28 protein-coding genes are annotated in these 26127 nt (G+C 69.0%); 11 read left to right on the top strand and 17 right to left on the bottom strand.

Annotated elements, in window-relative coordinates; translation table 11 throughout:
* Positions 1 to 103 precede the first annotated feature (103 nt).
* Both OVA13_RS17620 and OVA13_RS17625 read left to right on the top strand, forming a co-directional pair.
* Complete coding sequence (locus OVA13_RS17620) at positions 104 to 3697, top strand: hybrid sensor histidine kinase/response regulator (RefSeq protein ID WP_324288228.1); 3594 nt, start codon at positions 104 to 106, stop codon at positions 3695 to 3697.
* A 23-nt stretch (positions 3698 to 3720) separates the two neighbouring features.
* Positions 3721 to 4686, top strand: a complete 966-nt coding sequence (locus OVA13_RS17625) for a hypothetical protein (RefSeq protein WP_267791742.1) — start codon at positions 3721 to 3723, stop codon at positions 4684 to 4686.
* A 4-nt stretch (positions 4687 to 4690) separates the two neighbouring features.
* On the opposite strand, the gene OVA13_RS17630 is transcribed toward OVA13_RS17625, so the two are convergent.
* The 6 genes from OVA13_RS17630 to OVA13_RS17655 are packed head-to-tail and all read right to left on the bottom strand — an operon-like array spanning position 4691 to position 8915.
* Positions 4691 to 5188 carry a hypothetical protein gene (locus OVA13_RS17630; RefSeq protein WP_267791743.1) on the bottom strand — a complete coding sequence of 166 codons (498 nt, stop codon included), beginning with the start codon at positions 5186 to 5188 and terminating at the stop codon, positions 4691 to 4693.
* Between the two features lie 13 nt (positions 5189 to 5201).
* Complete coding sequence (locus tag OVA13_RS17635; RefSeq protein ID WP_267791744.1) at positions 5202 to 5849, bottom strand: hypothetical protein; 648 nt, start codon at positions 5847 to 5849, stop codon at positions 5202 to 5204.
* A 54-nt stretch (positions 5850 to 5903) separates the two neighbouring features.
* On the bottom strand, positions 5904 to 6974 hold the full coding sequence (gene hemE, locus OVA13_RS17640; protein WP_267791745.1) for a uroporphyrinogen decarboxylase: 1071 nt from the start codon (positions 6972 to 6974) through the stop codon (positions 5904 to 5906).
* A gap of 18 nt (positions 6975 to 6992) precedes the next feature.
* Positions 6993 to 7247 (bottom strand): WGR domain-containing protein, encoded by a 255-nt coding sequence (locus OVA13_RS17645; protein ID WP_267791746.1) that lies wholly within the window; start codon positions 7245 to 7247, stop codon positions 6993 to 6995.
* Positions 7248 to 7272: 25 nt separating this feature from the next.
* Positions 7273 to 8376: a 3-dehydroquinate synthase gene (gene aroB, locus OVA13_RS17650; RefSeq protein WP_267791747.1), complete on the bottom strand. Its 1104-nt coding sequence runs from the start codon at positions 8374 to 8376 to the stop codon at positions 7273 to 7275.
* Entirely contained in the window at positions 8373 to 8915 is a 543-nt protein-coding gene (locus tag OVA13_RS17655) for a shikimate kinase (RefSeq protein ID WP_267791748.1), read from the bottom strand. Before OVA13_RS17655 ends, aroB begins: the two co-directional genes overlap by 4 nt.
* Before the next feature lie 103 nt (positions 8916 to 9018).
* On the opposite strand from OVA13_RS17655, the gene OVA13_RS17660 reads away from it, so the two are divergent.
* Positions 9019 to 9222 (top strand): dodecin family protein, encoded by a 204-nt coding sequence (locus OVA13_RS17660; protein ID WP_267791749.1) that lies wholly within the window; start codon positions 9019 to 9021, stop codon positions 9220 to 9222.
* Between the two features lie 143 nt (positions 9223 to 9365).
* Here OVA13_RS17660 and OVA13_RS17665 read toward each other — a convergent pair whose 3' ends face one another.
* Positions 9366 to 10196, bottom strand: a complete 831-nt coding sequence (locus tag OVA13_RS17665) for a kinase (protein WP_267791750.1) — start codon at positions 10194 to 10196, stop codon at positions 9366 to 9368.
* 33 nt (positions 10197 to 10229) lie between these two features.
* Here OVA13_RS17665 and pdxH point away from each other — a divergent pair, with 33 nt between their 5' ends.
* Genes pdxH through OVA13_RS17680 form a run of 3 tightly spaced genes read left to right on the top strand, consistent with a single transcriptional unit; the run spans position 10230 to position 12079 of the window.
* A complete protein-coding gene (gene pdxH, locus OVA13_RS17670; protein WP_267791751.1) occupies positions 10230 to 10832 on the top strand; it encodes a pyridoxamine 5'-phosphate oxidase in 603 nt (200 codons plus the stop codon).
* The gene (aac(6'), locus tag OVA13_RS17675; protein WP_267791752.1) at positions 10829 to 11281 is read left to right on the top strand and encodes an aminoglycoside 6'-N-acetyltransferase; all 453 of its coding nucleotides are present in this window, start codon (positions 10829 to 10831) and stop codon (positions 11279 to 11281) included. The genes pdxH and aac(6') overlap by 4 nt, the downstream gene beginning before the upstream one ends.
* Positions 11282 to 11284: 3 nt before the next feature.
* Positions 11285 to 12079, top strand: a complete 795-nt coding sequence (locus tag OVA13_RS17680; protein ID WP_267791753.1) for a cobalamin-binding protein — start codon at positions 11285 to 11287, stop codon at positions 12077 to 12079.
* 167 nt (positions 12080 to 12246) lie between these two features.
* Here OVA13_RS17680 and OVA13_RS17685 read toward each other — a convergent pair whose 3' ends face one another.
* The 3 genes from OVA13_RS17685 to OVA13_RS17695 form a co-directional block, all read right to left on the bottom strand.
* A complete protein-coding gene (locus OVA13_RS17685) occupies positions 12247 to 12714 on the bottom strand; it encodes a DUF4426 domain-containing protein (RefSeq protein ID WP_267791754.1) in 468 nt (155 codons plus the stop codon).
* Positions 12715 to 12778: 64 nt separating this feature from the next.
* Entirely contained in the window at positions 12779 to 13618 is an 840-nt protein-coding gene (gene proC, locus OVA13_RS17690) for a pyrroline-5-carboxylate reductase (protein ID WP_267791755.1), read from the bottom strand.
* A 33-nt stretch (positions 13619 to 13651) separates the two neighbouring features.
* A complete protein-coding gene (locus tag OVA13_RS17695; protein ID WP_267791756.1) occupies positions 13652 to 14341 on the bottom strand; it encodes a YggS family pyridoxal phosphate-dependent enzyme in 690 nt (229 codons plus the stop codon).
* A gap of 95 nt (positions 14342 to 14436) precedes the next feature.
* On the opposite strand from OVA13_RS17695, the gene OVA13_RS17700 reads away from it, so the two are divergent.
* Both OVA13_RS17700 and OVA13_RS17705 read left to right on the top strand, forming a co-directional pair.
* Complete coding sequence (locus tag OVA13_RS17700) at positions 14437 to 15474, top strand: type IV pilus twitching motility protein PilT (protein ID WP_267791757.1); 1038 nt, start codon at positions 14437 to 14439, stop codon at positions 15472 to 15474.
* A gap of 151 nt (positions 15475 to 15625) precedes the next feature.
* The gene (locus tag OVA13_RS17705) at positions 15626 to 16756 is read left to right on the top strand and encodes a PilT/PilU family type 4a pilus ATPase (protein ID WP_267791758.1); all 1131 of its coding nucleotides are present in this window, start codon (positions 15626 to 15628) and stop codon (positions 16754 to 16756) included.
* 567 nt (positions 16757 to 17323) lie between these two features.
* On the opposite strand, the gene OVA13_RS17710 is transcribed toward OVA13_RS17705, so the two are convergent.
* On the bottom strand, positions 17324 to 17866 hold the full coding sequence (locus OVA13_RS17710) for a DNA-3-methyladenine glycosylase I (protein ID WP_267791759.1): 543 nt from the start codon (positions 17864 to 17866) through the stop codon (positions 17324 to 17326).
* A gap of 134 nt (positions 17867 to 18000) precedes the next feature.
* Between OVA13_RS17710 and OVA13_RS17715 the strand changes: the two genes are divergently transcribed.
* The 3 genes from OVA13_RS17715 (at position 18001) to OVA13_RS17725 (ending at position 20065) form a co-directional block, all read left to right on the top strand.
* Complete coding sequence (locus OVA13_RS17715; RefSeq protein ID WP_267791760.1) at positions 18001 to 18567, top strand: YqgE/AlgH family protein; 567 nt, start codon at positions 18001 to 18003, stop codon at positions 18565 to 18567.
* Positions 18568 to 18649: 82 nt separating this feature from the next.
* A complete protein-coding gene (ruvX, locus tag OVA13_RS17720) occupies positions 18650 to 19099 on the top strand; it encodes a Holliday junction resolvase RuvX (protein ID WP_267791761.1) in 450 nt (149 codons plus the stop codon).
* Between the two features lie 21 nt (positions 19100 to 19120).
* Complete coding sequence (locus tag OVA13_RS17725; protein ID WP_267791762.1) at positions 19121 to 20065, top strand: aspartate carbamoyltransferase catalytic subunit; 945 nt, start codon at positions 19121 to 19123, stop codon at positions 20063 to 20065.
* Positions 20066 to 20085: 20 nt separating this feature from the next.
* Here the strand turns inward: OVA13_RS17725 and OVA13_RS17730 are convergent, their stop codons facing one another.
* The 6 genes from OVA13_RS17730 to mgtE form a co-directional block, all read right to left on the bottom strand.
* On the bottom strand, positions 20086 to 21672 hold the full coding sequence (locus OVA13_RS17730; RefSeq protein WP_267791763.1) for a GGDEF domain-containing protein: 1587 nt from the start codon (positions 21670 to 21672) through the stop codon (positions 20086 to 20088).
* Between the two features lie 132 nt (positions 21673 to 21804).
* Positions 21805 to 22092 (bottom strand): cytochrome c oxidase subunit Vb family protein, encoded by a 288-nt coding sequence (locus tag OVA13_RS17735; protein WP_267791764.1) that lies wholly within the window; start codon positions 22090 to 22092, stop codon positions 21805 to 21807.
* Between the two features lie 14 nt (positions 22093 to 22106).
* Entirely contained in the window at positions 22107 to 22904 is a 798-nt protein-coding gene (locus OVA13_RS17740) for a carboxylesterase family protein (protein WP_267791765.1), read from the bottom strand.
* A 62-nt stretch (positions 22905 to 22966) separates the two neighbouring features.
* Positions 22967 to 23818 (bottom strand): DNA ligase, encoded by an 852-nt coding sequence (locus tag OVA13_RS17745; RefSeq protein ID WP_267791766.1) that lies wholly within the window; start codon positions 23816 to 23818, stop codon positions 22967 to 22969.
* A 164-nt stretch (positions 23819 to 23982) separates the two neighbouring features.
* A complete protein-coding gene (locus OVA13_RS17750) occupies positions 23983 to 24600 on the bottom strand; it encodes a DUF1294 domain-containing protein (RefSeq protein ID WP_267791767.1) in 618 nt (205 codons plus the stop codon).
* A 13-nt stretch (positions 24601 to 24613) separates the two neighbouring features.
* Entirely contained in the window at positions 24614 to 25975 is a 1362-nt protein-coding gene (mgtE, locus tag OVA13_RS17755; protein ID WP_267791768.1) for a magnesium transporter, read from the bottom strand.
* Positions 25976 to 26127 lie beyond the last annotated feature (152 nt).

The raw sequence follows: 26127 nt of genomic DNA on the forward strand, positions 1-26127 counted from the left end.
GCAGATTCTAGGGGCCGGACCATGAAGATACCCCGCTTGCACATGCAACGGTCCGTTGCGACGATGCCCGAGGGGCGAAGGCCGGGATGGAAGGCGGGGCGGGATGACGATGCGTGCGTGGTGGTTGGTCCTGTGCCTGCTGTGTGCACCGGCATGGGCCACGGTGCCCGAGATCCCGCGGTTCCGCCTGCTGGGTGCGGCCGATGGATTGCCGTCCACGACCATCCCTGCGCTGGCGCGCGACCGTTCCGGCTATCTGTGGATCGCGACCTGGGATGGCCTGGCCCGCTACGACGGCCTGCAGTTCAAGGTGTGGCGCCACGATCCCGCGGACCCCGCTTCGCTGCCGGGCAACGTGGTGCAGGCATTGCACATCGACGCCGCCGATCACGTCTGGGTGGCAACCGAGAATGGCGGCCTCAGCGTGATGGAAAAGGATCGCAAGGGTTTCCGCCACTACCGCCAGGCCGCTCATCCGGAGATGGGCAGCGATGACGTGTTCGCCATCACCAGCCGCGGCACCGACATCTGGTTCGGCACGTTCGGTGGCGGCCTGCACAAGCTCTCGGCCGGGGGGCGCATCACCCGGTTCGCGGCCACGGAAGGGTCCGGCGACGGCCTGCCGTCGGACAACGTGCTGTCGCTGGCGTTCGACGCGCGCGGCGTGTTGTGGATCGGCACGATGGCCGGTCTGGCCCGCCTTGAAGCGGGCGCCGTGCATCGCCATCCGCTGCCGGGTGGTGATGATCTGATCATCTATTCGGTCACCGCCGACGGTAGTGCGCTGTGGGTCGGTGCTTCCGATGGCATGCATCGCTGGCTGCCGGAGGGACGCTGGGTGACGCCAGCGTGGTCGTCGATGTTCGCGCGCCCCAACGCCGTCATCGCGATGGTCAGCGACGGGCGCGGCGAATACTGGCTCGCGAGCCAGGGCGGGTTGTGGCGTACCGAAGGCGAAGGCGCGCCGGCGCCGGTCAACTACGACCAGCAGGGCGTCGGCATCGGTCGTGTGCTGCAGACGGTGCTGATGCTGCCCGACGGCGGATTGTGGGTGCCGGTGCCTACCCGGGGCCTGGCCTATCTGCGCCCGGACTGGCGGCGCATCGCGGCGTTCTCGCCAGCGCAGGGTCTGGGCGGCGGCCTCTACCGCGGCCTGTCGCAGGCGGGGGACCATGCGCTGTGGCTGGCCAGCAGCACCGGCAAGGTGGAGCGGCTGGATACGCGCACCGGTGAGATTTCCCCGTTGGGGCACCACGAAGCGTTGCTGGGCGAAATGCGCCTCACCTCGGCCCTGCAGGACAGCCAGGGCAAACTCTGGATCGGCCATCGCACCGGTCTGCTGCGCATCGATCCTGCCAGCGGCGCATTGCAGCAGTGGTCGCAGCAGGGTGCGGACGCCACGCCCGATGGCACGTCGGTGGACTGGCTGGTCGAAGGGCAGGACGGCAGCCTCTGGCTGGTGACCCAGATGGGCAGCGTGCAGCGCCGCGACCTGCGCACGGGTGCCGTGCTGGACACGTTGCTGCGCGACCCCGAGGACGGCACATCGCTGCCGGCCACCGAGGCCATCGTGCGTGCACCCGATGGCAGCGTGTGGCTGGCGGGCGAAGCCGGCCTGCTGCGCTGGGACAGTGCGACGCACCGCTTCGCCGCGGTACCGGCGATGGGCCGCGAGCGGGTGTTTTCGTTCGCGTTCGAACATGCCGACCGCCTGTGGCTGCATCGCCTGACCGGCGTGGAAGCGTGGCGACGCGATGGCGTGCGCGGCTGGGTGCGCGAACGCCGCATCGGCGTGGACGAGGGACTGCCCGCGGTGGAGTCGACAGGCCTGCAGGTGGATCCGCAGCGCAGGGTCTGGCTGGGTACGCGCCGCGGCGTCTTCCGCATCGATCCCAACCTGCGGGGGTCGCGCGCGCTGCTGCGCAACTTCAGCGTGCGCGACGGCATGATCAGTCAGGAGCTCAACGACCGCGGCCTGCTGATGACGCGCGACGGCCTGCTGGCCGGTACGGCCGCCGACGGCTCGGTGATGCTGATCGATACGCACCTGCCCGATCCCGCCCCGGTCACGCCCAGCCTGGTGCTGGACAACCTGCAGGTGAGCCGCGGCGACGAGGTGATGCACTTCCCCGGCCAAGATGGACTGGAACTGACGCCGCAGGACCACGAACTGCAGGTCAGCATGCGCCTGCTGAGCTACGAAGACCCGCTGGCCAACCGCTACCGCTCGCTGCTGGAAGGCTTCGATTCCGGCTGGGTGGACCAGGGCGCCAGCGGCGAGCGCGTGTTCTCGGCACTCGCGCCAGGTCGTTATCTGCTACGCCTGCAGGCGTTCGACGCGGCCGGCAATGCCTCGCGCGAGATCCACCTGCGCTTCCGCGTGTTGCCGCCCTGGTGGCGCAGCCCGTGGGGCATCGCCCTGTTCTCGCTGCTGGGCGTGCTGCTGCTGCTGGCGCTGGGTGCGGCGTACCGCCGGCGCGTACGCCGTCGCAGCGCGTGGCAGCTGGCGGAACACAAGCGCGAAGTGGCCGAACAGGCTTCGCTGGCGAAGACGCGCTTCCTTGCCACGCTCGGCCACGAGATCCGCACGCCGATGACCGGCGTGCTGGGCATGACCGAACTGCTGCAGTCCACGTCGCTGAACACCCGGCAGCGTGGCTATGCCGACTCCATCCAGCGCGCGGGCACCCACCTGCTGAGGCTGGTCAACGACGCGCTGGACCTGGCGAGGATCGAGGCCGGCAAGCTGGAGTTGCAGCAGATCGACTTCGACCTGCACGTGCTGCTGCATGACGTGGTCGCACTGATGGCACCGGTGGCGGCCAAGCGGGGCCTGGCCTTCCACGACGCCATCGCCGCGGACGTGCCGCAGCGGGTGATCGGGGATCCGTTGCGCGTGCGACAGATCCTGCTGAACCTGCTGGGCAATGCCATCAAGTTCACCGAAGCCGGGCACGTGTCGATGCGGGTGTTCCCGCTGGCGCCTCAGGGCCTGCGCATCGAAGTGGGCGACACTGGGCCGGGCATCAACGCCGAGCAGCAGGCGCGGCTGTTCCAGCGTTTCGAACAGGCCGAAGGCGCGCGCACCACGGCGCGCTACGGCGGCAGCGGCCTGGGGCTGGCGATCTGCCAGGAACTGGCGCTGGCGATGGGGGGGCGCATCAGCGTGGAAAGCGTGCCGGGCAAGGGCACGCGCTTCTTCGTCGACCTGCCGGGACTGGTCGACGTGAAGGGGTCTGCGACCGTGATGCCCAAGGCGGTGCCTGTCGTCGCCTCGCAGCAGGCGCTGCATATCCTGCTGGTGGAAGACGACCCCACGGTCGCCGAGGTCGTCGCGGGTCTGTTGCGCGGACGCGGGCATGCGGTGACGCATGTGCCGCACGGCCTGGCCGCGTTGACCGAAGTGGACCAGGCGAGATTCGATCTGGCGTTCCTCGATCTGGACCTGCCCGGGCTGGATGGCATCGCGCTGGCGGCGCAGTTGCGACAGCGCGGCTTCACCGCGCCGCTGGTGGCGTTGACCGCCCGCACCGATGCCGATGCCGAGCCGCAGGCGCTGAAGGCGGGGTTCGACAGTTTCGTGCGCAAGCCCGTCACCGGCGACATGCTGGTCGAAGCGATCGCGGCGGTGCTGGGCCAATCCCCGTTTCCGTCGCCGCCCGGTGAGGATGCGCGCGGGCGGGAGACGGAGGCCTGACGATGTGGCGGGCATGCGCATTGATGCTATTGGGCGGGTTCGCCACCGCGGCAGCGGCACAGCCGGCGGATACCGATCGCAACCGCAAGCCGGAGTCGGAATCGGCATCGACGAGCACCGACGACGGAGGGGTGCCGTTTCTCGGCGGCTTCCTGACCGAGACACGCATCCTGTATCCGCTGCGCCTGGGTGATTGGCAGGCGCGCGGTGAGCACCGTTACGAGCAGGCCGAACTGGGAGTGTCGGTGCGCTACCAGCACCGCCGCCACCCTGATCGCTGGGTGGACGTGTACTTCTATCCCGGCGGTGTCCTCGAGGACGGGCGGTTGCTGCGCGAAACGCAGGGCACGCTGGAAAGCATCCGGGCGCATGGCGGTTACACCGGCGTCGAGGTCACGCCTCCACACGACTACCGCCTCGGCATCGGCAACGGCAAGCAACGCCGGCAGCTTCCCGCCTATGCCGTGGCGATGTCGCTGCGGCGCGAGGGCAAGGACTACAGTTCGGCCATGGTGCTGCTGGCCAAGGACCTTTATTTCATCAAGGGCCGCTTCAGTGCCGAGGCCGATGTCATGAAGCCGGCGCGGGTCCAGTCGCAGCTGCAGGCGCTGATGGAACAGCTGGTGCGCGAGACCACCGTGCTCAGCACCGGCGCCTGCTGGATGCCGCCGCCGATCGTGCAGGTCGCATCGCTGGATGACAAGGCAGTCGGGGCGCTCATGAGCACGCGGCGCGATGGCGAGTTGCGCGTGGTGGCGCATGCGGATCGCATCGATGCGCTGGAGCCCGACTCACCCGAGGCCAGGGTGATGCAGTTCATGTCGATGACGGCCAGCGGCCGCTGGATACAGGGCTGCAATCCGCCCGAGGACATGACACCCGACGTGCCGCCCACGCACCGGGAAATACGCTTCGAATACCGCGCGCCCGACGGGCGCAGCGACGGCCGCACGCCCCGCCTGCGGGGCAGGCGCCTGGGCGTGGGCTGACCGATCACGGCAGCGGGTGTACTTCCATCACGCCGAACATCGGGTCGTAGTAGAACCAGTCGCTGCCGTTGGTGGAAAGCCAGTCGATCTGCGCGCGGTGCGCCGCAGGCACGTGGCACAGCACGGCATTGCCGTAGTCGTCGCCGGCCGGGGCCGGGGAGGGCGGCGAATCATCGAGGAAGTCCGCGAGCGATGCCGGCTTCTCGCCCCAGGTCAGGCAGTCGGCCTCTGATGCCGTGGCGGCGGGCCACGTCATCCTGTCCCAGAAGCCCGCGCGTCCTTTCGCGTTCAGTCGATGCGCGTCCGCCACCTCGCCGTTGGCCGCCAGGCGCACCTGCCATGCCTCCTGCCGGCGCTCGACGATCCACACCGTGTCATCCTCCAACGCCGTGGCGCCATGTCCGTAGCGACCGGCGAACCGGTCCGCGTCCTGCGCCGCCACACAAGGCAATGCAAGCAGCAGGAGAGTGGCGAGCGTGCCGCGGGCCGCGCGGCGTGTCATGCACTGCATCGGCTCAATCCGCCCACGCTTCGGCATAGAGCGTGCGCTGTGCGTCGTCGGGATCGGGATGGATCCAGATGCCGCTGATGTCATCGGTGGGAAGGAAAAGTCCGGTGCCGGTCACGCTCATCTTGCAGGCGGACGGCGTAGAAGCCGTTTCTTCGCGCAGCCGGCGTTCGCGGCAGGCACCTTCCACGTGCGCCTGCAGTGCCGTCGCGGCCGCGTCGTAGGGGGCCTCGATCACGTACTGGTGGTCGCCCCAGCGCTCGGAATCCATCAGCCGCACTTCCGCCACCGGCAGACCGGCCAGGCGGACGCGTTCGGGCTTCAGCAGGGCGCGCGACGTGATGGCCAGGGTCTCCTCGCCCGCATCGTCCACCGTGGCCGCATCGCAATCCAGCTGCACGCTGGTGACATGCTGGCGCCAGGGCAGCGGCAGCTCATCCAGTCGGCGCGCACGCACCCGGCTGCAATCCGGTGCGGGCGGACGGCCATCCTCGGCATACGCCACATCGGGGGCCAGCGTCAGCACCAGCGCGGGAAAATCGCCGCCCCGGACATGCAGCGCAGGGGGCGGCGTCAGGTCTTCGGCCCGGGCGCGCGCCGCGGCTGCCATCAGCAGGCCGGCGGCGGCAGGGGCAAGCAGGCAGCGGCAATCCATTGCATCACTCCAAGGTGGAAAAACGGATCTGCCGCGCTCAGTCGGCGACAGGCCTCATCTTGCGCTGAATTCGTGCACCGCATCGACCAGCACGCCGACATGATCGGGATTCATGTCGGGCGACATGCCATGGCCCAGGTTGAAGACATGGCCATCGCGATTGCCGTCCGCGCCGGCGGCGTAACTGTCCAGCGTGTGCTTGACCTGGGTGCGTATCGCCTCGGGAGAACCGTAGAGGACAGCCGGGTCCAGGTTGCCCTGCAGCGCGACCTTGCCGCCCGTGCGGCGGCGCGCTTCGGACAGTTCCACCAGCCAGTCCACGCCGACGCCTTCGGCGCCGCTGCCCGCCAGGTCTTCCAGGTAGGCGGCGTTGCCCTTGCCGAACAGGATCAGCGGCGTGCGTTCGTCACCCTCGCCGCGCTCCAGCTCGCGCGCGATGCGCTGCAGGTAGGGCAGGGAGAACTCGCGGTACATCGCCGGGCTCAGCACGCCGCCCCAGGTGTCGAACACCTGCAGCGCCTGCGCGCCGGCCGCGCGCTGCGCGGACAGGTAGGCGATCACGGCATCGGTGTTCAGCGACAGCAGGCGGTGCAGCGTGGCGGGGTCGTTCAGCGCCATCGCCTTGATGCGCGCGAAGTCCTTGCTGCCGCCGCCCTCCACCATGTAGCAGGCCAGCGTCCACGGACTGCCGGAAAAGCCGATCAGCGGCACCTTGCCGTCCAGCTCGCGACGGATCACGCGCACCGCGTCCATCACGTAGCGCAGTTCGGTTTCCATGTCCGGCACGCCCAGCTTGTCGGCGTCGGCGGCGGTGCGCACGGTGCGTTCGAACTTGGGGCCTTCGCCTTCCACGAAGTACAGGCCCAGCCCCATCGCATCCGGGATGGTCAGGATGTCGGAGAACAGGATGGCCGCGTCCAGGTCGAAGCGGCGCAACGGCTGCAGGGTGACTTCGCAGGCCACCTCGGGATTCTTCGCCATGCCCAGGAAGCTGCCGGCTTCCTTGCGGGTGGCGCGGTACTCGGGCAGGTAGCGGCCGGCCTGGCGCATCAGCCACACGGGCGTGCAGTCGACGGGTTGGCGGCGCAGCGCGCGCAGGAGGCGGTCGTTCTTCAGGGCAGTCATGGCAATCCGGGTGAAGGGTTACTTGGGGGCTTCGGCGCCACGCACGAACGTCACCTGGAAGCCGCGCTTCACGTGGCTGTCGCGGGCCTTTTCGAAAGCGGCGGTGGCTTCGTCCTGCAGCAGGTACTGCTCGCGCTTCAGCTGCGCGCGCCCGCCGATCTGGCCGGTTTCGCGCAGCAGCTCCCAGCCACCGAACAGGTCGGGCTGCAGGGTCAGCTGGACGTAGCGGGGCGCTTCGCCCGCGGTGGGGCGTTGCTGGAGGAGGACGCGCATGGCGGCATTTTAGCCGGATGGGCTGTTAGGCGGACAGCACGGCCAGTACGCGCCCCTCGTCCACGTCCGGCACCACCTCGGCCAGGCCGATCCCCCGCCACAGCACCAGCCGCAGGCGGCCGGCCAGGTTCTTCTTGTCCAGGCGCATGCGGCCCAGCAGCGCCTCCGGGGCCAGCCCGGCGGGGATGCGCGTGGGCAGGCCGTACGCCTGCAGCAGGGTTTCCAGTCGCGCCGTGTCGGCGGCGGGCGCCATGCCCAGGTCCGCCGACAGCCGTGCGGCCAGCACCATGCCCACCGCCACCGCTTCGCCGTGGTTGAGGTTGTCGTTGCCCAGGCCGCCGTAGCCCTGCTCGGTCTCGATGGCGTGGCCGAAGGTATGGCCCAGGTTGAGCAGGGCACGCTCGCCTTTTTCCAGCGGGTCGCGCTCGACGATCTCGGCCTTGTGCTCGCAGCTGGCGGCGATGGCCAGCGCCAGCGTGTCCGCATCACCGGCAAGCAGGGCGCCGCGCTCCTGTTCCAGCCACTGGAAGAAGCGCGCGTCGCGGATGGCACCGTACTTGATCACTTCCGCCAGCCCCGCGCGCAGCTCCCGCGCCGGCAGCGTCGCCAGCGTCGTGGTGTCGGCGAACACCGCGCGCGGCGGGTGGAACGCACCCACCAGGTTCTTGCCCTGCGGGATGTCCACCGCCGTCTTGCCGCCCACCGACGAATCCACCATCGACAACAAGGTGGTCGGCAGCTGCACGCAATCCACGCCGCGCATCCAGCACGCAGCGGCAAAGCCGGCCAGGTCGCCGACCACGCCGCCGCCCAGCGCGAACACGCAGGCATCGCGGGTCGCGCCCAGCGTCGCCAGCGCATCGATCGCGCTGCCGAAGTGCGCCAGCGTCTTGGATTCCTCGCCCGCCGGCAGCACGAACGTGCCGATGGCCAGCTCCGGGCGCGCCGCATGCAGGGCTTCGCGCACGGCGGCGGCGTACAGCGGCGCCACCTGCGAATCGCTGACGAGCAGCACGTGGCGGCCGCGCACGTGCCGCGCCAGCGCATCGCCGTCCGCGATCAGGGCCGGGCCGATGGTGATGGTGTAGGGGTGTCCGCCGCCGACTTCGACGGTGCGTGGCTGGGTCATGCGTCTTCTTCGATGGGGCGCCAGCGATGGGCCAGCGACTGGATCAGGCGGGCGGTGGCTTCCGGCGGCGTCAGGCCGTCGGTGTCCAGGGTCAGGTCGGCCACGTCGCGGTAGAGCGGTTCGCGCAGCACGGCCATTTCGTGCAGCACCTGTTCGCGATCCGGCCGCTGCAGCAGCGGGCGATTGGTGCAACGGCCCAGGCGGCGCAGTTGCGCCTCCACGCCGACGCGCAGGTACACCACGTAACCGCGCTGGCGCATGCGGTCGCGGTTGTCCGCATCCAGCACGGACCCGCCGCCGGTCGACAGCAGTTGGCCGGCGCCGGACAACAGGTCGCCCAGCACGGATTTCTCGCGTTCGCGGAAACCGGCTTCGCCCACGTGCTCGAACAGGGCCGGGATGCTTGCGCCCGCGCGGTCCACGATCACCTGGTCCACATCGACGAACACCAGGCCGAAACGCTCGGCCACGCGCTTGCCGATGGAGGTCTTGCCGGCGCCCATCGGGCCGACGAGGATCAGGTTGGGGGCCGGATTCATGGGAAAGGATGCTAGCACTGCGCCCGCGTGGCGTGGCCTTAACGCTGGCGGGACTACGGTGGTCGTCCGGCGCCCTGCCGGGACAACCGAAGAGGAAGGCACCATGTCCGTCGCCAAGATCATCGAGGTCAACGCGTCATCCAAGACCAGCATGGAAGACGCCGTGAAAGTGGGCCTGAAGAAGACCTCCGAGACCGTCAAGAACATCAAGGGCGCCTGGGTCAACGAGATCAAGGTGGTCACCGACGATGGCGGCAACGTCACCGAATGGCGGGTCAACCTGCGGATCAGCTTCGTGGTGGAGTGACGCTTCCCGAGCGCAGCTCCTTGTAGGAGCGAGGTGGGTCGCGACCGCACGCCGCCGGGTCACCAGGCTTTCGAAACCCGGATTGGTACTGCTATACGACACACTTAGGTGTGTCCGTTCCGCGGTCGCGACTGACGTCGCTCCTACAGAAGGGGGGTGCGGGCCTCGTCCAGCACAATGGTCCGCTCGGCAACGGCCGGCAGCGTCGCCAGCAGGTGCCGGCTGGTGCGCTCGTAATGCTGGATGAAGCGGTCCAGCTGCGCGCGATCCATGCCGGTGCGCGACGGATCGCGCGCAACCAGCGCCTGCTCCTGTTGCCAGCGCCAGGTCCGCACGATGTCGAAGCCCGGTGGCTGCAGGAACCACAACGCATCGATGCGTGACCACAAGGCCGGATAGTCGCGGCGCAGCGCCTCGTTGCAATGCCGGCGCCAGGTGCTGTCGGGGTCCTCGTCGCGCTCCAGCGCATTGAGCGGTGCCGACAGCGCGCTGTCGTCTTCCGGCGCGGCTTTCAGGCACCAGCCTTCGAACAGCACCAGGTCCACGCGAGGCCCGGGGTTGAGCCATCCGGTCTCCGGCAGGCGGTCGTCGGCCAGCTTGTCGAACCGGGGCAATGCAACGTCTTCCCCGGCACGCAGCGCATCCAGCACGCGGCAGCCGAGCGCCACGTCATGCGTGCCCGGCGGCCCGCGCGTGGCCAGCAGGGGGTGGACCGTCCCGGCCAGGTGGTGCCGTTGCGCGCGGGTCAGGTACAGGTCATCCAGCGACAGTACCGCGACGCGCAGGCCTTCTGTTTCGGCGCGCGCCGCCACCTGCGCCGCCAGCGTCGATTTGCCACTGCCCTGCAGGCCGGCGATGGCGAACACGGGCGTGCGCACCGGCAGTGCGCGCGCCGCCGCCAGCGCTTCGCTGACGAGAACGTCGGGAAAGCCGTCGGGGTGCGTTGCCTGCCTCATCGCGCGACAATAGCGCATGCCCGCCGGACGGCGGCCCCTGCCGAGTGCCCCATGACCGACCTGTACGCTGAAGCCCTGTCCACCTTCGCCACGCTGTTCGAAGAAGCAAAGGCGGCCGGCACCGAAGCAGAACCCAATGCGATGACGCTGGCCACGGCCACCGCGGATGGACGCCCCTCCGCGCGCACGGTGCTGCTGAAGGCGTTCGATGCCGAAGGCTTCGTGTTCTACACCCACACGCACAGCCAGAAGGGCCGGGAACTCGAGGAGAATCCGCGTGCCGCGCTGCTGTTCCTGTGGCGCACCCTGCGCGATGCCGGCATCCAGGTGCGGGTGGAAGGCGCGGTGCAGCCCGTCAGCGGGGCCGAGGCCGACGCCTACTTCGCCTCGCGTCCGCGCCAGAGCCAGCTGGGTGCCTGGGCGTCCATCCAGTCCGAGACACTCGCTTCCCGCGAGGCCTTCGAGACGCGCATGGCCGAGGTCGAAGCCGAGTTCGCCGGAAGGGACGTGCCACGCCCGGCCGGCTGGAGCGGTTACCGGGTGCGGCCGGAGGCGATCGAGTTCTGGTACGGCGCGCAGTTCCGCCTGCACGAGCGCTGGCGCTACGAAGGCGATGCCGCCGGCACGTGGAGCAAGCGGATGCTGTTCCCTTGAGCGATATCCGTATCGCCAGCGCCACGTCGCACGACGTGATGGCCTGGGCCGACCTGCGCCAGGCGCTGTGGCCGGATGCCGACCTCGCCGGGTTGCGCGAGGAAGCGCGCGCGTGGAATCGCGCCTCGGCCGTCGCGCTGCTGGCGTTCGATGCCAACGGCGGCGCGATCGGCCTTGCCGAGGCCAGCCTGCGCCATGATTACGTCAACGGCACCGACAGCTCGCCGGTAGGCTTCCTGGAAGGCTGGTATGTCGATCCAGCGTGGCGTGGCCGTGGCATCGGGCGCGCGCTGGTCGCCGCGGTCGAAGCCTGGACGCGGGCGCAGGGCTGCACCGAACTGGCATCCGATGCCTTGCTCGACAACACCGGAAGCCATGCCGCGCATGCGGCCTGCGGCTTCGAGGAGACCGAGCGCGTGGTCTACTTCCGCAAGCGGCTGGATGACTGAACCATGGGGCCGCAACGCATCGTCTGCCTCACCGAGGAACCCACCGAGACGCTGTACGCGCTGGGCGAACAGCACCGCATCGTCGGCATCAGCGGTTTCACCGTGCGCCCGCCGCAGGCGCGCAAGGAAAAGCCGAAGGTCAGCGCGTTCACCAGCGCGAAGATCGACGAGATCCTGAAGCTCAAGCCGGACCTGGCCATCGGCTTTTCCGACATCCAGGCCGACATCGCGGCCGAACTGGTGCGTCAGGGCATCGAGGTCTGGATCAGCAACCACCGCAGCGTGGACGGCATCGTCGACTACGTGCGCCGGCTGGGCGCGCTGGTCGGCGCCGCATCGCGCGCCAACGACTACGCCGACGCACTGCAGCGCGGACTGGACGAGGTCCGTGCGCAGGCGGCGCGGCTGCCGCGCCGGCCGACGGTCTACTTCGAGGAATGGGACGAGCCGCAGATCACCGGCATCCGCTGGGTGTCGGAGCTGGTCGGCATCGCCGGCGGCGACGATGTGTTCCCCGAACTGGCGCAGGAATCGCTGGCGAAGCACCGCATCCTGGCCGATGGCGGCGACGTGGTGCGGCGTGCGCCGGACATCATCCTGGGCTCGTGGTGCGGCAAGAAATTCCGCCCCGACAAGGTCGCGGCGCGTCCGGGCTGGGATGCGATCCCCGCCGTGCGCGACGGCGAACTGCACGAGATCAAGTCGCCGCTGATCCTGCAGCCGGGGCCGGCCGCGCTGACGGAGGGCTTGCGCGCGATCGCGGCCATCGTGCAGGCGTGGGCGGTGAGGCGCGGCTGAGCGCTGGATACGCTGTAGGAGCGACGTAAGTCGCGACCGTGAAACGGGCTCCACGTCATCGCTCGAAGGGCGCGGCTCGGCACCATCACCGGATTCGCCACCGGTCAGCTTGATCGGGACGCATGCGGTCGCGACTTACGTCGCTCCTACACCGGTTCCCGGACGCCTCAGAAGTTCCGCTGGAACTTCACCGTCTCGGTGCGCCCGCCGGAGGTCACGACCACCTCGAAGCGATAGGTGTTGCGCGGCGAGATGCGCGCGGTGCCGATATGGTCGGTGTAGTCGCCGGTATCGACGCTGCGCAGGCCGATGGCCTGCCGCGTGCCGGACAGGTCCAGCGCGCTGGCTTTCAGCGTGCCGTCGGCATCGCGTTCTTCCCCGTTCTCCACCTGGCGCAGCGCCACCAGCACCAGCGCGGTGCCGGCATCGCGTTCCACCCCGTACTGCCGGGCGACCTCGGCGCTCAGCGACAGCGTGGGGATCGCGTTGTAGCGCACGCGCAGCGTGCCGAAGTCGCTTTCCGCCGGCGTGGGCGGCACGAACTCCGCCGCCCGTGGCGCTTCGTTGCCGGAGCACGCGGCCAGCAGCAACGGCAACAGCAGGGGCAGGAAGGGACGAAGCAGGCGGTTCTTCACGGCAGCACCAGCGGCAAGGGCGACTGCATCACGATACGCGGAAGCAACCGGCATGGATGCGCGTTCAATCGTTGGCGGCCGACAGTTCGCCGCCACGCACCGTGGCGGCATGGATCGCGCGGGCAACCAGGGCTTCTAAGCCACCGGCCTGGAACGTCTCGATCGCCGCCTGCGTGGTGCCGTTGGGCGAGGTGACGCGGCGACGCAGTTCGTCCGGCGCTTCGCCGGCCTCGGTCAGCATGCGGGCCGCACCCAGCAGCGTCTGGCGTACCAGCGTGGCGGCGGCGTCGGCGGACAGGCCCTCCTCGCGCGCGGCGCGTTCCATCGCTTCGGCCAGCAGGAAGACGTAGGCCGGGCCACTGCCCGACACGCCGGTCACCGCGTCCATCCGCGCTTCGTCCTCGATCCACACGGTGGGGCCGGCACTGGCCAGCACGCTGTCGGCGCGCGTGCGCCCGTCGGCATCCACTTCGCGGCTGGCGCACAGGCCGGTGACGCCGGCGCCCAGCAGGGCCGGGGTGTTGGGCATGCTGCGCACCACCGCCAGGCCACCGCCCAGCCAGCGCTGCATCTGCGCCTGGGTGATGCCCGCGGCGATCGAGATCACCAGCGGACGCTGTGCCTGCGCCATCGCGGACAGGGATTCGCATACCTGGCGCATCACCTGCGGCTTGACCGCGAACAGCCAGGTCTCCGCGCCATGGGTGGCCTCACGCGGTTCGGCGAAGACCTGTACGCCGAACTCCGCCGCCAGCGCGGCGCGCACGGCTTCCACCGGCTCGGCCACGCGGATGCGCGACGGCTCGGCGCCGCGCTTGATCAGGCCGCCGATGAGGCTGCGGGCCATGTTGCCGCCGCCGATGAAGGCGATCGGATGGGCGAGCGTGCTGCGCGTGGACGTCATGGTGGAAAGCCTGGTTCGTGGGTGGGTTGCGCCTCAGCCGGCGGCCGGTGGTGCCGGGCGCGCACCGAACAGCGCCGTGCCGATGCGCACCAGGGTGGCGCCGTGCGCGATGGCCTGCGCGTAGTCGTCGCTCATGCCCATCGACAGCGTGTCGACCTGCGGGTATCTCGCGGCCAGCGCATCGTACAGCGCCTTCATGCGGCTGAATGCGGCGGCGCGCAACGCGATGTCCGGGTGGGGCGCGGGAATGGCCATCAGCCCGCGCAGGCACAGGCGCGGTTCGGCGGCGATGGCGTCGGCCAGCGCCGGCACGTCATCGGGTGCACAGCCATGCTTGCTGGCTTCGTCGTCGATGTTCACCTGAATCAGCACGTTGAGCGGCGGCTGCGTCGCGGCCCGATACCGTGACAGCGCGCCCACTAATTTGTGACGGTCTACCGTTTGCACCCAGTCGAACACGCGTGCCGCCACGTCCGCCTTGTTGGATTGAAGATGGCCGATCAGGTGCCATTCCAGCGACAACGCGCCCAGTTCGGCGATCTTGGCCTGCGCTTCCTGCACGTAGTTCTCGCCGAAGGCGCGCTGTCCGGCCGCGGCCAGTTCGGCGATGGCCGCGACCGGCTGCAGCTTGGACACGGCCAGCAGGGCGGGCGCTGGCCGATGCGCCGCATCCGCTGCGTTTTCAAGACGTTGCAGGGTCTCGCTGAGGGCGTCGGCGAGCATGTGGGTCCCACCATTGGCGAAAGCGGCAAGATCGCTATACTGCCCTCCGGGGAATCAACGTTCCAGTTTTGCAGCCACTTTGGGGAAGCCGCGTCATGGATATCGCCGAACTCTTGGCGTTCTCGGTAAAGAACAAGGCATCGGACCTGCACCTGTCGGCAGGCCTGCCGCCGATGATCCGCGTGGATGGCGATGTACGCCGCATCAACATCCCGGCGCTGGACCACAAGCAGGTGCATGCGCTGGTGTACGACATCATGTCGGACAAGCAGCGCCGCGACTTCGAAGAATTCCTCGAAGTCGACTTCTCGTTCGAGATCCCGTCGCTGGCGCGCTTCCGCGTCAACGCGTTCAACCAGAACCGCGGCGCGGGTGCGGTGTTCCGTACCATTCCGTCGGAAGTGCTGACGCTGGAAGACCTGGGCTGCCCGCCGCTGTTCCGCGAGCTGATCAACCAGCCGCAGGGCCTGATCCTGGTCACCGGCCCGACCGGCTCGGGCAAGTCGACCACGCTGGCGGCGATGATCGACCACATCAACAAGAACGAATACGGCCACATCCTCAGCGTCGAGGACCCGATCGAATTCGTCCACACCTCGCAGAAGTGCCTGATCAACCAGCGCGAAGTGCACCGCGACACGCACGGCTTCAACGAAGCGCTGCGTTCGGCGCTGCGTGAGGATCCCGACTACATCCTGGTCGGCGAGTTGCGCGACCTGGAAACCATCCGCCTGGCGCTGACCGCCGCGGAAACCGGCCACCTGGTGTTCGCCACCCTGCACACCAGCTCGGCGGCCAAGACCATCGACCGCGTGATCGACGTGTTCCCCGCCGGCGAAAAGCCGATGGTGCGCTCGATGCTGTCCGAATCGCTGCGCGCGGTGATCTCGCAGGCGCTGCTGAAGAAGATCGGCGGTGGCCGCACGGCCGCGTGGGAAATCATGGTGGGCACGCCCGCCATCCGCAACCTGATCCGCGAGGACAAGGTGGCGCAGATGTATTCCGCCATCCAGACCGGCCAGCAGAACGGCATGATGACCCTGGACCAGCACCTGCAGGACCTGGTGAAGCGTGCCCTGATCACCCGCCAGCAGGCCAAGGAATACGCGAAGGACAAGCGGTTGTTCGAATAAGCGTGTGCGTGGTGATTCGTGATTAGTGATTCGTGATTTTTCAAACGCCGGGATTCTGATGAAGTGATGGAGTGAATGCGCGGTCGGGACATGCCGTTCCTGCGAATCACTGCTCACGAATCACGAATCACGGCTCCTCCAGGAGCCACCCATGAGCACCATCGACTTCACCTCCTTCCTCAAGCTGATGGCGCACCAGAAGGCGTCGGACCTGTTCATCACCTCCGGCATGCCGCCGTCCATCAAGGTGCACGGCAAGATCTCGCCGATCACGCAGACGCCGTTGACCAGCCAGCAGTCGCGCGACCTGGTGCTGAACGTGATGACGCCGTCGCAGCGCGAGGAGTTCGAAAAGACCCACGAGTGCAACTTCGCCATCGGCGTGGCCGGCGTGGGCCGCTTCCGCGTGAGCTGCTTCTACCAGCGCAACCAGGTGGGCATGGTGCTGCGTCGCATCGAGACGCGCATCCCCACCATCGAAGAGCTGAACCTGCCGCCGGTCATCAAGACGCTGGCCATGACCAAGCGCGGCATCATCATCTTCGTCGGTGCCACGGGTACGGGTAAGTCCACCTCGCTGGCGGCGATGATCGGCTACCGCAACCAGAATTCCACCGGCCACATCATCACCATCGAAGACCCCATCGAGTTCGTGCACAAGCACGAGGGCTGCATCATCACGCAGCGCGAAGTGGGCATCGACACCGACAGCTGGGACGCGGCGCTGAAGAACACCCTGCGCCAGGCGCCCGACGTCATCATGATCGGCGAAGTGCGCACGCGCGAAGGCATGGACCACGCCATCGCCTTCGCCGAAACCGGCCACCTGGTGCTGTGCACGCTGCACGCCAACAACGCCAACCAGGCGATGGACCGCATCATCAACTTCTTCCCGGAAGACCGCCGCACCCAGCTGCTGATGGACCTGTCGCTGAACCTGAAGGGCGTGGTGGCGCAGCAGCTGATCCCCACGCCGGACGGCAAGGCGCGCCGCGTGGCGATGGAAATCCTGCTGGGCACGCCGCTGGTGCAGGACTACATCCGCGACGGCGAAGTGCACAAGCTGAAGGAAGTGATGAAGGAGTCCACCAACCTGGGCATGAAGACTTTCGACCAGGCGCTGTTCGAGCTGTACCAGGCCGGCGAGATCAGCTACGAGGACGCGCTGCGCTTCGCCGACTCGCAGAACGAAGTGCGCCTGCGCATCAAGCTGGCCCAGGGCGGCGACGCCCGCACGCTGGCGCAGGGCCTGGACGGCGTGGAGATCGCGGAAGTCCGCTGACGTCCCGCGCCAGGCATCCTCCGGAAAGGGGCGGGCGACCACCCCTTTTTCGTGGGCGGCTGTCCGCCTTGTCGCCGTGAAGTGCCGGAAGGCGGTGCTGCCGGAGAAATTTTCTCCGTCGGCCGGGAAACTTTCCTCGCCGTCGCACCAGAAAGGTCCGTCGTCGGAGAAATTTTCCTCGTCATCTCACCTTCAAGCCTGGGCGTCGGAGAAATTTTCCTCGTCATCTCACCTTCAAGCCTCGACGTCGAAGAAATTTTCCTCGTCGTCTCACCTTGGAGCCTCGGCGTCGGCGTAGTTTTCTTCGTCATGGCACATGAAAGCCTTGGCGCCGAGGAAAATTTCCTCGTCATGGCACATCAACGCCTCGGCATCGAGGAAAATGGCTTCGTCATCTCACCTCGACGCCCTGCCGCCGCCCCTGGAAGGTGTGTTGCCTGGGTCATGTTCCTCGCTGTCACACGGGGGAGCCACGCGGGCCGGGTGGGCGCAATGCGCCGGAGGGCCGTGCCTGTCATCACCCCGGATCCCGACTGTGGCTCTGGGCCCGGGCGCTACGACCGCGGACTACGCCTGCCTGCGCATCCACGCCGGCTTGTGCCGGGCGGCGCGCTTGAACGCGGGGCAGCCTTCGTGGTGTGCGCCGGGCAGGTAGCCCAGGCTCATCAGGAACTCGTTGGTGATCTCGCCGCCGGTGAAGCGGAAGGTCTTCTTGAACAGCTTGACCCACGCCGCCTTGTCCAGCGGGTGGTGCGCGTCGAGCCATTCCGCGAAGCCGCCGTGGCTCTTCCGCAACTCCCTGATGACCTGTGCGTTGTGGATGGCGGCGTCCACCTTCAAGCGGTTGCGGATGATGCCGGCGTCGGCCATCAGGCGGGCGCGGTCCTTGTCGCCGTAGCGGGCCACCTTGTCCACGTCGAATCCGCTGTAGGCCGCACGGAAGCCATCGCGCTTCCTCAGCATGGTTTCCCAGCTGAGGCCGGCCTGGTTGATTTCCAGCAGCAGGCGTTCGAACAGCACCGACTCCTCGCGCTGCGGGAAGCCGTACTCGTGGTCGTGGTAGGGGCCGTGCAGGGGATGCCCGGGGGCGATATCGCAGTAGGTCGGCATGCGGCGGCGGTGCTCCGGGAAGGCGGCGGCGACGCCGGGCGTCGCATCGAACGCCCAGTGTAGGCCGTGAACGCGGGCAGGTGCTGTCCGCGAGGCCCGGTCCGCGACGGACGTCGGCGGGCTAGAATGGCCGCATGCAAGACGCCCCCACACCCCTTGCCAACCAGCTGTTGATCGCGTCCCCGGCGCTGTCGGACCCCAATTTCGCGCGCAGCGTCACCCTGATCTGCCAGCACGACGACGAGGGGGCGATGGGCGTGGTGGTGAACCGCGCCTCCGAGTACACGCTGGGCGAGGTGCTGCGGCAGATGAACCTGGAAAGCCACGATCCCGGACTGGGTTCCCAGCGGGTGCTCAGTGGCGGCCCGGTGCACCCGGAGCGCGGCTTCGTGCTGCATGACGGCGGCCGCGCCTGGGAATCGACGCTGGAAGTGGCCGACGGCCTCTACCTGACCACCTCGCGCGACATCCTGGAAGCCATGGCCGTGGGCGATGGCCCCACCAACGCGGTGGTCGCGCTGGGCTGCGCCGGCTGGGGTGCCGGGCAGCTGGAATACGAACTGGGCGAGAACAGCTGGCTGACCGCACCGGCCGACGCCGAGCTGCTGTTCGCGCTGCCGCTGGAGCAGCGCTGGCAGGCGGCCGGCCACCGCATCGGCGTGGACATGACCCTGTTGACCGATTACAGCGGCCACGCATGACGCCAACCCCGCCCGGCCTGGATACGCGCCCTGCACGCCGACCGGTGCAGGATCGCGGTGTTCGCCGCGGGAGGCGCTGCGCATGAAGCTGGATGGCACCGTGCTGGGGTTCGACGTGGGCGCGCGCCGCATCGGCGTGGCGGTGGGCAGTGCCTTCGGTACCGGCGCGCGGGCGCTGGCGGTCATCGACGTGCACGCCAACGGGCCGGACTGGCTGGCCATCGACCGGCTGCACGCCGAATGGAAGCCCGACGGCCTGGTGGTCGGCGACCCGATGACGCTGGAAGGCGGCGACCAGCCCATCCGCAAGCGCGCGCATGCCTTCGCCCGCGAACTTCGCACCCGCTACGGCCTGCCGGTGGTGCTGGTGGACGAGCGCACCAGTTCCGTCGAGGCCTCGCAGCGCTTCGCCCTGGACCGCGCCGAAGGCCGCAAGCGCCGTCGCGACGCCGCGGCACTGGACGCGGTGGCCGCGGCCGTCATCATCGAACGCTGGCTGGCCGCGCCGCACGACGCGACCCAGGTCACCTGATTCTTCTCCCTGTGATAGCACATGACCCAACAACTTGATTCGGATGGACGCCTGCAGCACCTGCTGACCTTGGAAGGCCTGCCCCGCGAAACCCTCTGCCGCCTGCTGGACCGGGCCGGGCAGATCCGCGACGCGGCGCTGGGCCGCACGCCACGCCGGCAGGTGCTGGACGGCACCACCGTGTGCACGCTGTTCTTCGAGCCTTCCACCCGCACGCGCAGTTCGTTCCATATCGCGGCCCACCGGCTGGGTGCGGACGTGCTGAACGTGGATGCCTCCACCTCGTCCACGCGCAAGGGCGAAACCGCGCGCGACACGCTGCGCAACCTGGAAGCGATGGGCGTGCGCGGCTTCATCGTGCGCCATGCCGAGGACGGCGCGGTCGCCGCGCTGGCGCGGGAAGCGGGCGAGGGCACCACGCTGATCAATGCCGGCGATGGCCGCAGCGCGCATCCCACCCAGGGATTGCTGGACGTGCTGACCATCCGCCAGGCCAAGGGCGCGGACTTCTCGCGACTGAAGATCCTGATCGTCGGCGACGTGAAGCATTCACGCGTGGCGCGCTCGGACCTGCACGCGCTGCACACGCTGGGCGCGGGCGAGATCCGCGTCTGCGGGCCGCGATCGCTGCTGCCCGACGACGGCACGCTGGCGGGCTGCCAGGTCGGCCAGGACGTCGACGCCATGCTGGAAGGCGTGGATGCGGTGATGATGCTGCGGCTGCAGCGCGAGCGCATGGAAGAAGGGCTGGTGGCGTCGCTGGAGGATTACCACCGCGACTACGGCCTGACCGCGACGCGGCTGGCGCGTGCGGCGAAGGATGCGGTGGTGCTGCATCCCGGCCCGATCAACCGCGGCGTGGAGATCACCGACGACGTCGCCGACGGCCCGCAGTCGCTGGTGCTGCGCCAGGTCAGCAACGGCGTGGCCATCCGCATGGCGGTGCTGGAAACGCTGCTGACCTGAGGCCAGCTTGCGGCGGGCGCTCAGTCTTCCGCCGCCACCACGCGGTTCTTGCCGTCCTGCTTGGCGCGGTACATGGTGCGGTCGGCGCGCGCGAGCAGGTCTTCCTGGGATTCGCCGGGCCGCCAGCGCGCGACGCCGGCGCTGAAGCTCACCGCCAAGGTCTGCCCCTGGTGCTGCAGCGGCCGCTGCACCAGCCGCGTGCGCAGGCGTTCCAGCGTGCCCATCGCTTCCAGGAACGGCGTGTCGGGCAGCAGCAGCACGAACTCCTCGCCCCCGAAACGCGCCACCGCATCGCTGCCGCGCAGGGTGGCGCGGGCGACGGCGACCACGTGGCACAGCGCTGCGTCGCCGCCCTGGTGGCCATGGGTGGCGTTGATCTGGCGGAAGTCGTCCAGGTCCAGCATGGCCAGGCACATGGTCTGGCCGCTGCGCAGCGCACGCACCGATTCGCGCTTGAACAGTTCGTCGAAGCCGCGCCGGTTCAGCGCTTCGGTCAGCTGGTCCACGCGGACCAGGGTGGATACCGACTGCAGTTCTTCTTCCAGGTCGGCGACGCGCTGTTCGGCTTCCTCGGCCTCGCGGCGCGCGGCCAGCAGGTTGTCGCGCGTCTTCAGCGCCTGCGCCTGCAGCTGCTCGGTGTCGTGCAGGATGTCCTCCATGCGCTTGCCCAGCTCGGCGATGCTGCGGCTGTCGCGGATGGCCTGCACGTGGAAGGTGATGCGGTCGTGGAATTCGCCGGTGCTGCTGGCCATGCCATCCAGCCGTTCGACGAAGGTCACCATCATGTCCTTCATCGCCGTCTTCGAATCGGCGATGCCCTGCTTCAGCAGGCCCTGCTTGTAGATCACCTCGCGCAGGCCGGCGCGCGTCTGCTCCAGCGCGGTGCGGTCCAGCGGGCCGGACAGCAGTTCGCGCACGGCGGCGATCTGGTCCTGCAGCCAGCTGCCGTCCTCCAGCAGCTCGCCGACGTTTTCCAGCAGCAGGTCGAACAGGCTGCGCATCAGATCCTGCGCATCGGTGACCTCGTGCGTGCGCAGGCCCACCTGGTGGCACAGGTCGCGCAGGTCGGTGGACAGCGTTTCAAGGGACTGCGTGGGCTGCCACTGCTTCACGCGGCCGACCATCGCATGCGTTTGCGGCAGCAGCGCGGCGTCGTCGCGCAGCAGCGATTCCATCGCCACCGCCAGCGTGTGGTGCAGCAGGTCGCGCAGCTGTTCGGCTTCGCCGGCGACCGGCTCGTCCTGGATGGTGCGGATGTACTTGTCCACCAGCTGCCGGAGGGCGCGGCCATAGCGGGCCCAGTCGCCGTCGGCATGCGCCGACTGCAGGCGCTGGCCCATGCCGCGCAGTTCGCCCGGCAGGCCGGCCACGCCGTCGGCGAAGGCCGACAGCAGGCTGGCGGGCTCCAGCGCGTGGGCAAACAGGGCGTGCAGCTGGGCCGGGCTGATGCTGGGCAAGGACATGCCGACGGGGGACGGGACCGTCGCCAGGTCGGTGGAGGTACTGGCCGGCTTCTCCTGGCGGCGCGGCCACAGGCGGCGCAGGCCGCTGGTCAGGCCGGGGGAGGCATCAGCGGAGTCGGGCAGGGCGCGGGGGGGCTTGGCCACGGGCACACGGCCACGTCGGCCGCCGGAAAGGGGATGCCGGTTTATCGGCCGCGAACGCGGTCAGTTGAGGCCCGGCGCGACCGGGAAGCGCGGCCGTGACGAATTCGTGATCGCGGTGCGGTCGAAACGGCGTCAGGGGGCCGGATCGTGGCCGGCGGGGAACCGCTGCAGCGCGTCCTGGATGATGGCGAGCTGTTCGATCGCCTCCGGGTGGCCCTCGGCGGCGGCCTGGCGCACGTCGTCCAGGCTGGGGTGCGGCACGATCATCAGCAGGTTGCCGCACTGCGGGCAGGCGTAGTCGGTCACCTGGTCGTGCAGCTCCATCGCCATGGCGCGGCTGTCGCCTTCCCACCCGCAGGGGCAGGCCAGGCGGCGGGTGCGCCAATCGGCGGTGAAATAGCTGGGGATGAGTTCGGACATGCGATGCGTCCGCGTCAGCGGCGTTGCGAGAACAGCCAGTCCCACATCGGCGCATGCGCGTAGGTGGCATCCCAGCTGTTGTGGTTCGCGTCGGGGAATTCCGTGTAGCGTGCATCGCGCGCGCCTGCGGCTTCCAGCGCGGCCGCCATGCGGCGCGACTGTGCCGGCGGCACGGCTTCGTCCTTGCCGCCGTGGAAGATCCACACGGGGACGTCCTTCAGCCGTTGCGCGGCGGCTGCGAAAGGATCGGCGGCACCGGCCACGCTGTGCGCGTTCATGCCGGGGCGCTGGTCGGTCCAGTCCACGGTGATGCCGCCGCAGACCGGCACCAGCGCGGCGAAGCGCGTCGGCTGCTGCAGGGCGAGTTCCCACGTACCGTAACCGCCCATCGAGATGCCGGTGAGATAGGCGCGGTCGGGGTCGCCGTTGAACTCGCGCGTCGCCGCCTCCAGCGCCGCGAAGGCGATGGGGCCGGCCGTCTGCGTCCACTCGGTGTCGTCCGGCGCCTGCGGGAACACGACGAGGGCGGGGAAGTCCGCCGCATGCTGCCGCACGTACGGGCCCAGTCCGGCCATCGTCTGCCTGGCTCCGTCGCTGCCACGCTCACCCGAGCCGTTGAGGAACAGCACCACCGGCAGCGTGTCGTGGCGGAAGCGCGCGGCGGGCACGAACACCTGGTAGCGGTGGGTCTGGCCGTCCAGCGTGAGCTCTCGCGAAACGAATTCGCCGGTCGGATTCAGGGGAGGCGTGGTGGTGCAGGCAGTCATCAGGATCAGCAGCATGCCCAGGCAGGCAGTGGCAAGGAAGCGCATGGCAGTCGCGATGGGAGGGGATACGTGCAGCATACCCCGTCGAGGGCGGCCGGGCCTGCGTTTCAACGCTTCGCATCGGGCGGCGGCATGTCGTCGCGCACCCGCACGAAGCGCGCGAAACGCGGCAATCCCTTCGAGGTGAAGCCGTTGTAGCGGTAGGTCACCCATGCCCCCGGTGGCGGCGGCGCGGCACGCTGCGCATCGGTGAAGCCGGTGCCGATACGGAAGCTGCGTCCCTCGGGCGTGCGCACCTGCAGCGCCCCCATCATGCCCTGGTACTTGCCCTTGCCGGGCAGGTGCGCGACCACCTGCGCCTCGGCATCCTCATGGGTCTTGTACTTCAGCAGATCCTCGCTGCGCCCGGCGCGGTAGAAGGCGTTGCGCCGATGCAGCATCAGGCCCTCGCCCCCGGCGGCCACCACGCGCGCCAGTTCGGCATCCAGTGCGGCGACCGTGTCGAAGCGCTGCTGCGGGATCATCGCCAGGTGTGCGTTGCCGGCCGCCGAGACTAGGGCGCGCATGCGCACGACCCGGTCCGCGAACGGCCGCGGGCAGGTCGGCAGATCGAACGCCATGAAGCGCACATTCCGCCAGGCCCGCGGATCGGTTGCGACGCGACGGACAAGGGCGCTGACCTCGTCGAAACGACCACGCGCGATCCACAGTTCGCCATCCAGGGGTACGGCGGGCCAGTTCCGTGTGAACACCGCCGGTGTCGCGATACGCTGGCCGCCGCGCGTCCACAGCGCGCGACCATCCCAGCGCGCACGCACGCCGTCCAGCTTCTCGCTGACCAGGAAGGCGCTGACCGGCACACCTTCGCGATACGCGGTGGCCAGCATCGGCGCGGGAGGCGGTGCCGGAAGCACAGGCCAGGGCAGCAGGCACAGCAGGGCGGTGAGAAGCAGGCGCATGGCGGCGAGCCGGGATGAGGAAGCGCCAGCGTCGCGGGCAGGGGGGATGTTCGGGATCAGCGCACATCGCGGCGGTCTGTAGGAAAGCGCCTCGCGAGCTGATCGCCTACGCCGCCAGGATCAGCGTGGCCAGGCTGCAGGAGGAAACGGCCATGGCGCGGGATTCACGCCCTCGTCCAGCACCGCCCGATCAACGCGATGCCATGCAGGACCACCATCGTCCAGAACGCGAGGCGATAGCCCGGCTTGCGCGACTTGTGCCGCAGCGTCTGTTGCGCGATCCACGCGCCGGGCCAGCCACCGGCGAGTTCGAGCAGGTGCAGGGTGGCTTCGGGCGTGCGCCAGCCGCCTGTCTGGGCTGCATGCTTGTCGAGGGCGTAGGCGACGAAGGTGATCGCCGACAGGACCAGCGGCACGAACACCGCTTCGAAAGGAAGTCGGCCAGCGCGGATGGCCCACGCAATGAAAAAGACATAGGCCGCGGTGGCGAGCGCGCCGGGCAGGGCGGATGCGGGCCGCTGCACGACAGCGCGCGCGGCGGCCGTCGGTCTTCTGGCCGAGCGCGCGGCAGGTACCGTGCGGCGCACGGCCTGCGCGCGCCATCTGCCGTCGGCCTGGCGTTGCGCGCTGAACTTCACCAGTTCACCCACTTCGGGACGACGACCGTCCAGCCGGTAGTCCCGCACATGGAAGAACACCCGCGGCGGTTCGCCATCGAGCGTCGCGATGAAGCCGAAGCCGCGGTCGTCGTTCCATTCACTGACTTTGCCGAGCCGTTCCATCGACGGTGAAGCCTCAGTGCAGCAGGATCAGCGTGGCCAGGCCGAGGAAGCAGAAGAAGCCCATCACGTCGGTGACCGCAGTGACCACGACCGTACCCGCGACGGCCGGGTCGATGTTCATGCGCTTCAGCAGCAACGGCAGCAGTACGCCGGCGGTGGCGGCCGCGCAGAAATTGATGATCAGCGCCAGCGCGATGACCAGCGACAGCAATGGGCTGCGGAACCACACGAAGGCGATCACGCCGACGATGCCGCCGATCAGCACGCCGTTGATCAACGCGACGCGGATCTCCTTCCACAGCAGGATGCGCGCGTTGCTGGAGCCCACCTGGCCCAGCGCCAGGCCGCGCACCATCAGCGTCAGCACCTGCACGGCGGCATTGCCGCCGATGCCGGCCACGATGGGCATCAGCACGGCCAGCGCGACGATCTTCTCCAGCGTCACTTCGAACTGGCCGATCACACTGGCGGCCATGAACGCCGTGAACAGATTGATGCCCAGCCAGACCACACGGCCGCGCACGGCGCGCTTGACCGGCGAGAACAGGTCCTCGTCCTCGTCCAGACCGGCGGCGCCCAGCGCCTGGTGCTCGGCCTGCTCGCGGATGATGTCCACCACGTCATCGATGGTGATGCGACCCAGCAGGATGTTGTTGTCGTCCACCACGGGCGCGGACACCCAGTCATGGTCGGAGAACTGGCGGGCGACTTCCTGTGCGCTTTCGCCCACGTCGATGGCCGGCTGTTCGTCGTCGATCAGCCGGTTGATGGGCGTGCTGTCCTCGTGGGTGACCAGCGAGGCCAGCGACACGCGGCCCAGGTACTGGTGGCGGCGGCTGACCACGTACAGGTGGTCGGTGTGGTCGGGCAGTTCGCCGCGCAGACGCAGGTAGCGCAGCACCACGTCGACATTGACGTCGGCGCGCACGGTGACCACGTCGGGGTTCATCAGGCGGCCGGCGGTGTCCTCCGCGTACGACAGCACCTGCTCCAAGCGCTCGCGGTTCTCGCGGTCCATCGACTTGAGCACTTCGTCGATGACGGTGTCCGGCAGGTCCTCGACCAGGTCGGCCAGGTCGTCGATGTCCAGGTCTTCGACCGCGGCGATGATCTCGTCCGGGTCCATGTCGGCCAGCAGGCTCTCGCGCACCTCGTCACCGACGTGCACCAGCACCTCGCCGTCGTCCTCGGCATCGACCAGTCCCCACACGACCTCGCGCTTGCCCGGCGGCAGCGATTCCAGCAGGTTGCCGATCTCCGCCGGCGACAGCGTGTTGACCAGGCGGCGCACAGGCCCCAGCCGGCCGCTGTCGAGCGCGTCGGAGAGCAGGCGCAACTGGCGCGCGGTCTTGTCGTGGCGGATGGCTTCGACCATTCGGTACTCCGGAATGGGGCCGATCCGCGTGACGGATGCGACCGGGGCATCAGGTGTTCATTCCCGCATTATCGCCCGCGCGACGGAATATGGACACCCTTCCGGGTCCAAGGACTGTGCGTCGGATGTGGGAGCGATGCCCGTCGCGATGG

It is taken from the genome of Pseudoxanthomonas sp. SL93, from assembly GCF_026625825.1.
In the GTDB taxonomy this organism is placed as follows: Bacteria; Pseudomonadota; Gammaproteobacteria; order Xanthomonadales; family Xanthomonadaceae; genus Pseudoxanthomonas_A.

What these genes read in the sequence shown, in the direction of transcription:
- OVA13_RS17620 (WP_324288228.1), top strand. Translation starts at nt 104, where the DNA reads ATGACGATGCGTGCGTGGTGGTTGGTCCTGTGCCTGCTGTGTGCACCG.
- OVA13_RS17625 (WP_267791742.1), top strand. Translation starts at nt 3,721, where the DNA reads ATGCTATTGGGCGGGTTCGCCACCGCGGCAGCGGCACAGCCGGCGGAT.
- OVA13_RS17630 (WP_267791743.1), bottom strand. Translation starts at nt 5,188, where the DNA reads ATGACACGCCGCGCGGCCCGCGGCACGCTCGCCACTCTCCTGCTGCTT.
- OVA13_RS17635 (WP_267791744.1), bottom strand. Translation starts at nt 5,849, where the DNA reads ATGGATTGCCGCTGCCTGCTTGCCCCTGCCGCCGCCGGCCTGCTGATG.
- hemE (WP_267791745.1), bottom strand. Translation starts at nt 6,974, where the DNA reads ATGACTGCCCTGAAGAACGACCGCCTCCTGCGCGCGCTGCGCCGCCAA.
- OVA13_RS17645 (WP_267791746.1), bottom strand. Translation starts at nt 7,247, where the DNA reads ATGCGCGTCCTCCTCCAGCAACGCCCCACCGCGGGCGAAGCGCCCCGC.
- aroB (WP_267791747.1), bottom strand. Translation starts at nt 8,376, where the DNA reads ATGACCCAGCCACGCACCGTCGAAGTCGGCGGCGGACACCCCTACACC.
- OVA13_RS17655 (WP_267791748.1), bottom strand. Translation starts at nt 8,915, where the DNA reads ATGAATCCGGCCCCCAACCTGATCCTCGTCGGCCCGATGGGCGCCGGC.
- OVA13_RS17660 (WP_267791749.1), top strand. Translation starts at nt 9,019, where the DNA reads ATGTCCGTCGCCAAGATCATCGAGGTCAACGCGTCATCCAAGACCAGC.
- OVA13_RS17665 (WP_267791750.1), bottom strand. Translation starts at nt 10,196, where the DNA reads ATGCGCTATTGTCGCGCGATGAGGCAGGCAACGCACCCCGACGGCTTT.
- pdxH (WP_267791751.1), top strand. Translation starts at nt 10,230, where the DNA reads ATGACCGACCTGTACGCTGAAGCCCTGTCCACCTTCGCCACGCTGTTC.
- OVA13_RS17680 (WP_267791753.1), top strand. Translation starts at nt 11,285, where the DNA reads ATGGGGCCGCAACGCATCGTCTGCCTCACCGAGGAACCCACCGAGACG.
- proC (WP_267791755.1), bottom strand. Translation starts at nt 13,618, where the DNA reads ATGACGTCCACGCGCAGCACGCTCGCCCATCCGATCGCCTTCATCGGC.
- OVA13_RS17695 (WP_267791756.1), bottom strand. Translation starts at nt 14,341, where the DNA reads ATGCTCGCCGACGCCCTCAGCGAGACCCTGCAACGTCTTGAAAACGCA.
- OVA13_RS17700 (WP_267791757.1), top strand. Translation starts at nt 14,437, where the DNA reads ATGGATATCGCCGAACTCTTGGCGTTCTCGGTAAAGAACAAGGCATCG.
- OVA13_RS17705 (WP_267791758.1), top strand. Translation starts at nt 15,626, where the DNA reads ATGAGCACCATCGACTTCACCTCCTTCCTCAAGCTGATGGCGCACCAG.
- OVA13_RS17710 (WP_267791759.1), bottom strand. Translation starts at nt 17,866, where the DNA reads ATGCCGACCTACTGCGATATCGCCCCCGGGCATCCCCTGCACGGCCCC.
- OVA13_RS17715 (WP_267791760.1), top strand. Translation starts at nt 18,001, where the DNA reads ATGCAAGACGCCCCCACACCCCTTGCCAACCAGCTGTTGATCGCGTCC.
- ruvX (WP_267791761.1), top strand. Translation starts at nt 18,650, where the DNA reads ATGAAGCTGGATGGCACCGTGCTGGGGTTCGACGTGGGCGCGCGCCGC.
- OVA13_RS17725 (WP_267791762.1), top strand. Translation starts at nt 19,121, where the DNA reads ATGACCCAACAACTTGATTCGGATGGACGCCTGCAGCACCTGCTGACC.
- OVA13_RS17735 (WP_267791764.1), bottom strand. Translation starts at nt 22,092, where the DNA reads ATGTCCGAACTCATCCCCAGCTATTTCACCGCCGATTGGCGCACCCGC.
- OVA13_RS17740 (WP_267791765.1), bottom strand. Translation starts at nt 22,904, where the DNA reads ATGCGCTTCCTTGCCACTGCCTGCCTGGGCATGCTGCTGATCCTGATG.
- OVA13_RS17745 (WP_267791766.1), bottom strand. Translation starts at nt 23,818, where the DNA reads ATGCGCCTGCTTCTCACCGCCCTGCTGTGCCTGCTGCCCTGGCCTGTG.
- OVA13_RS17750 (WP_267791767.1), bottom strand. Translation starts at nt 24,600, where the DNA reads ATGGAACGGCTCGGCAAAGTCAGTGAATGGAACGACGACCGCGGCTTC.
- mgtE (WP_267791768.1), bottom strand. Translation starts at nt 25,975, where the DNA reads ATGGTCGAAGCCATCCGCCACGACAAGACCGCGCGCCAGTTGCGCCTG.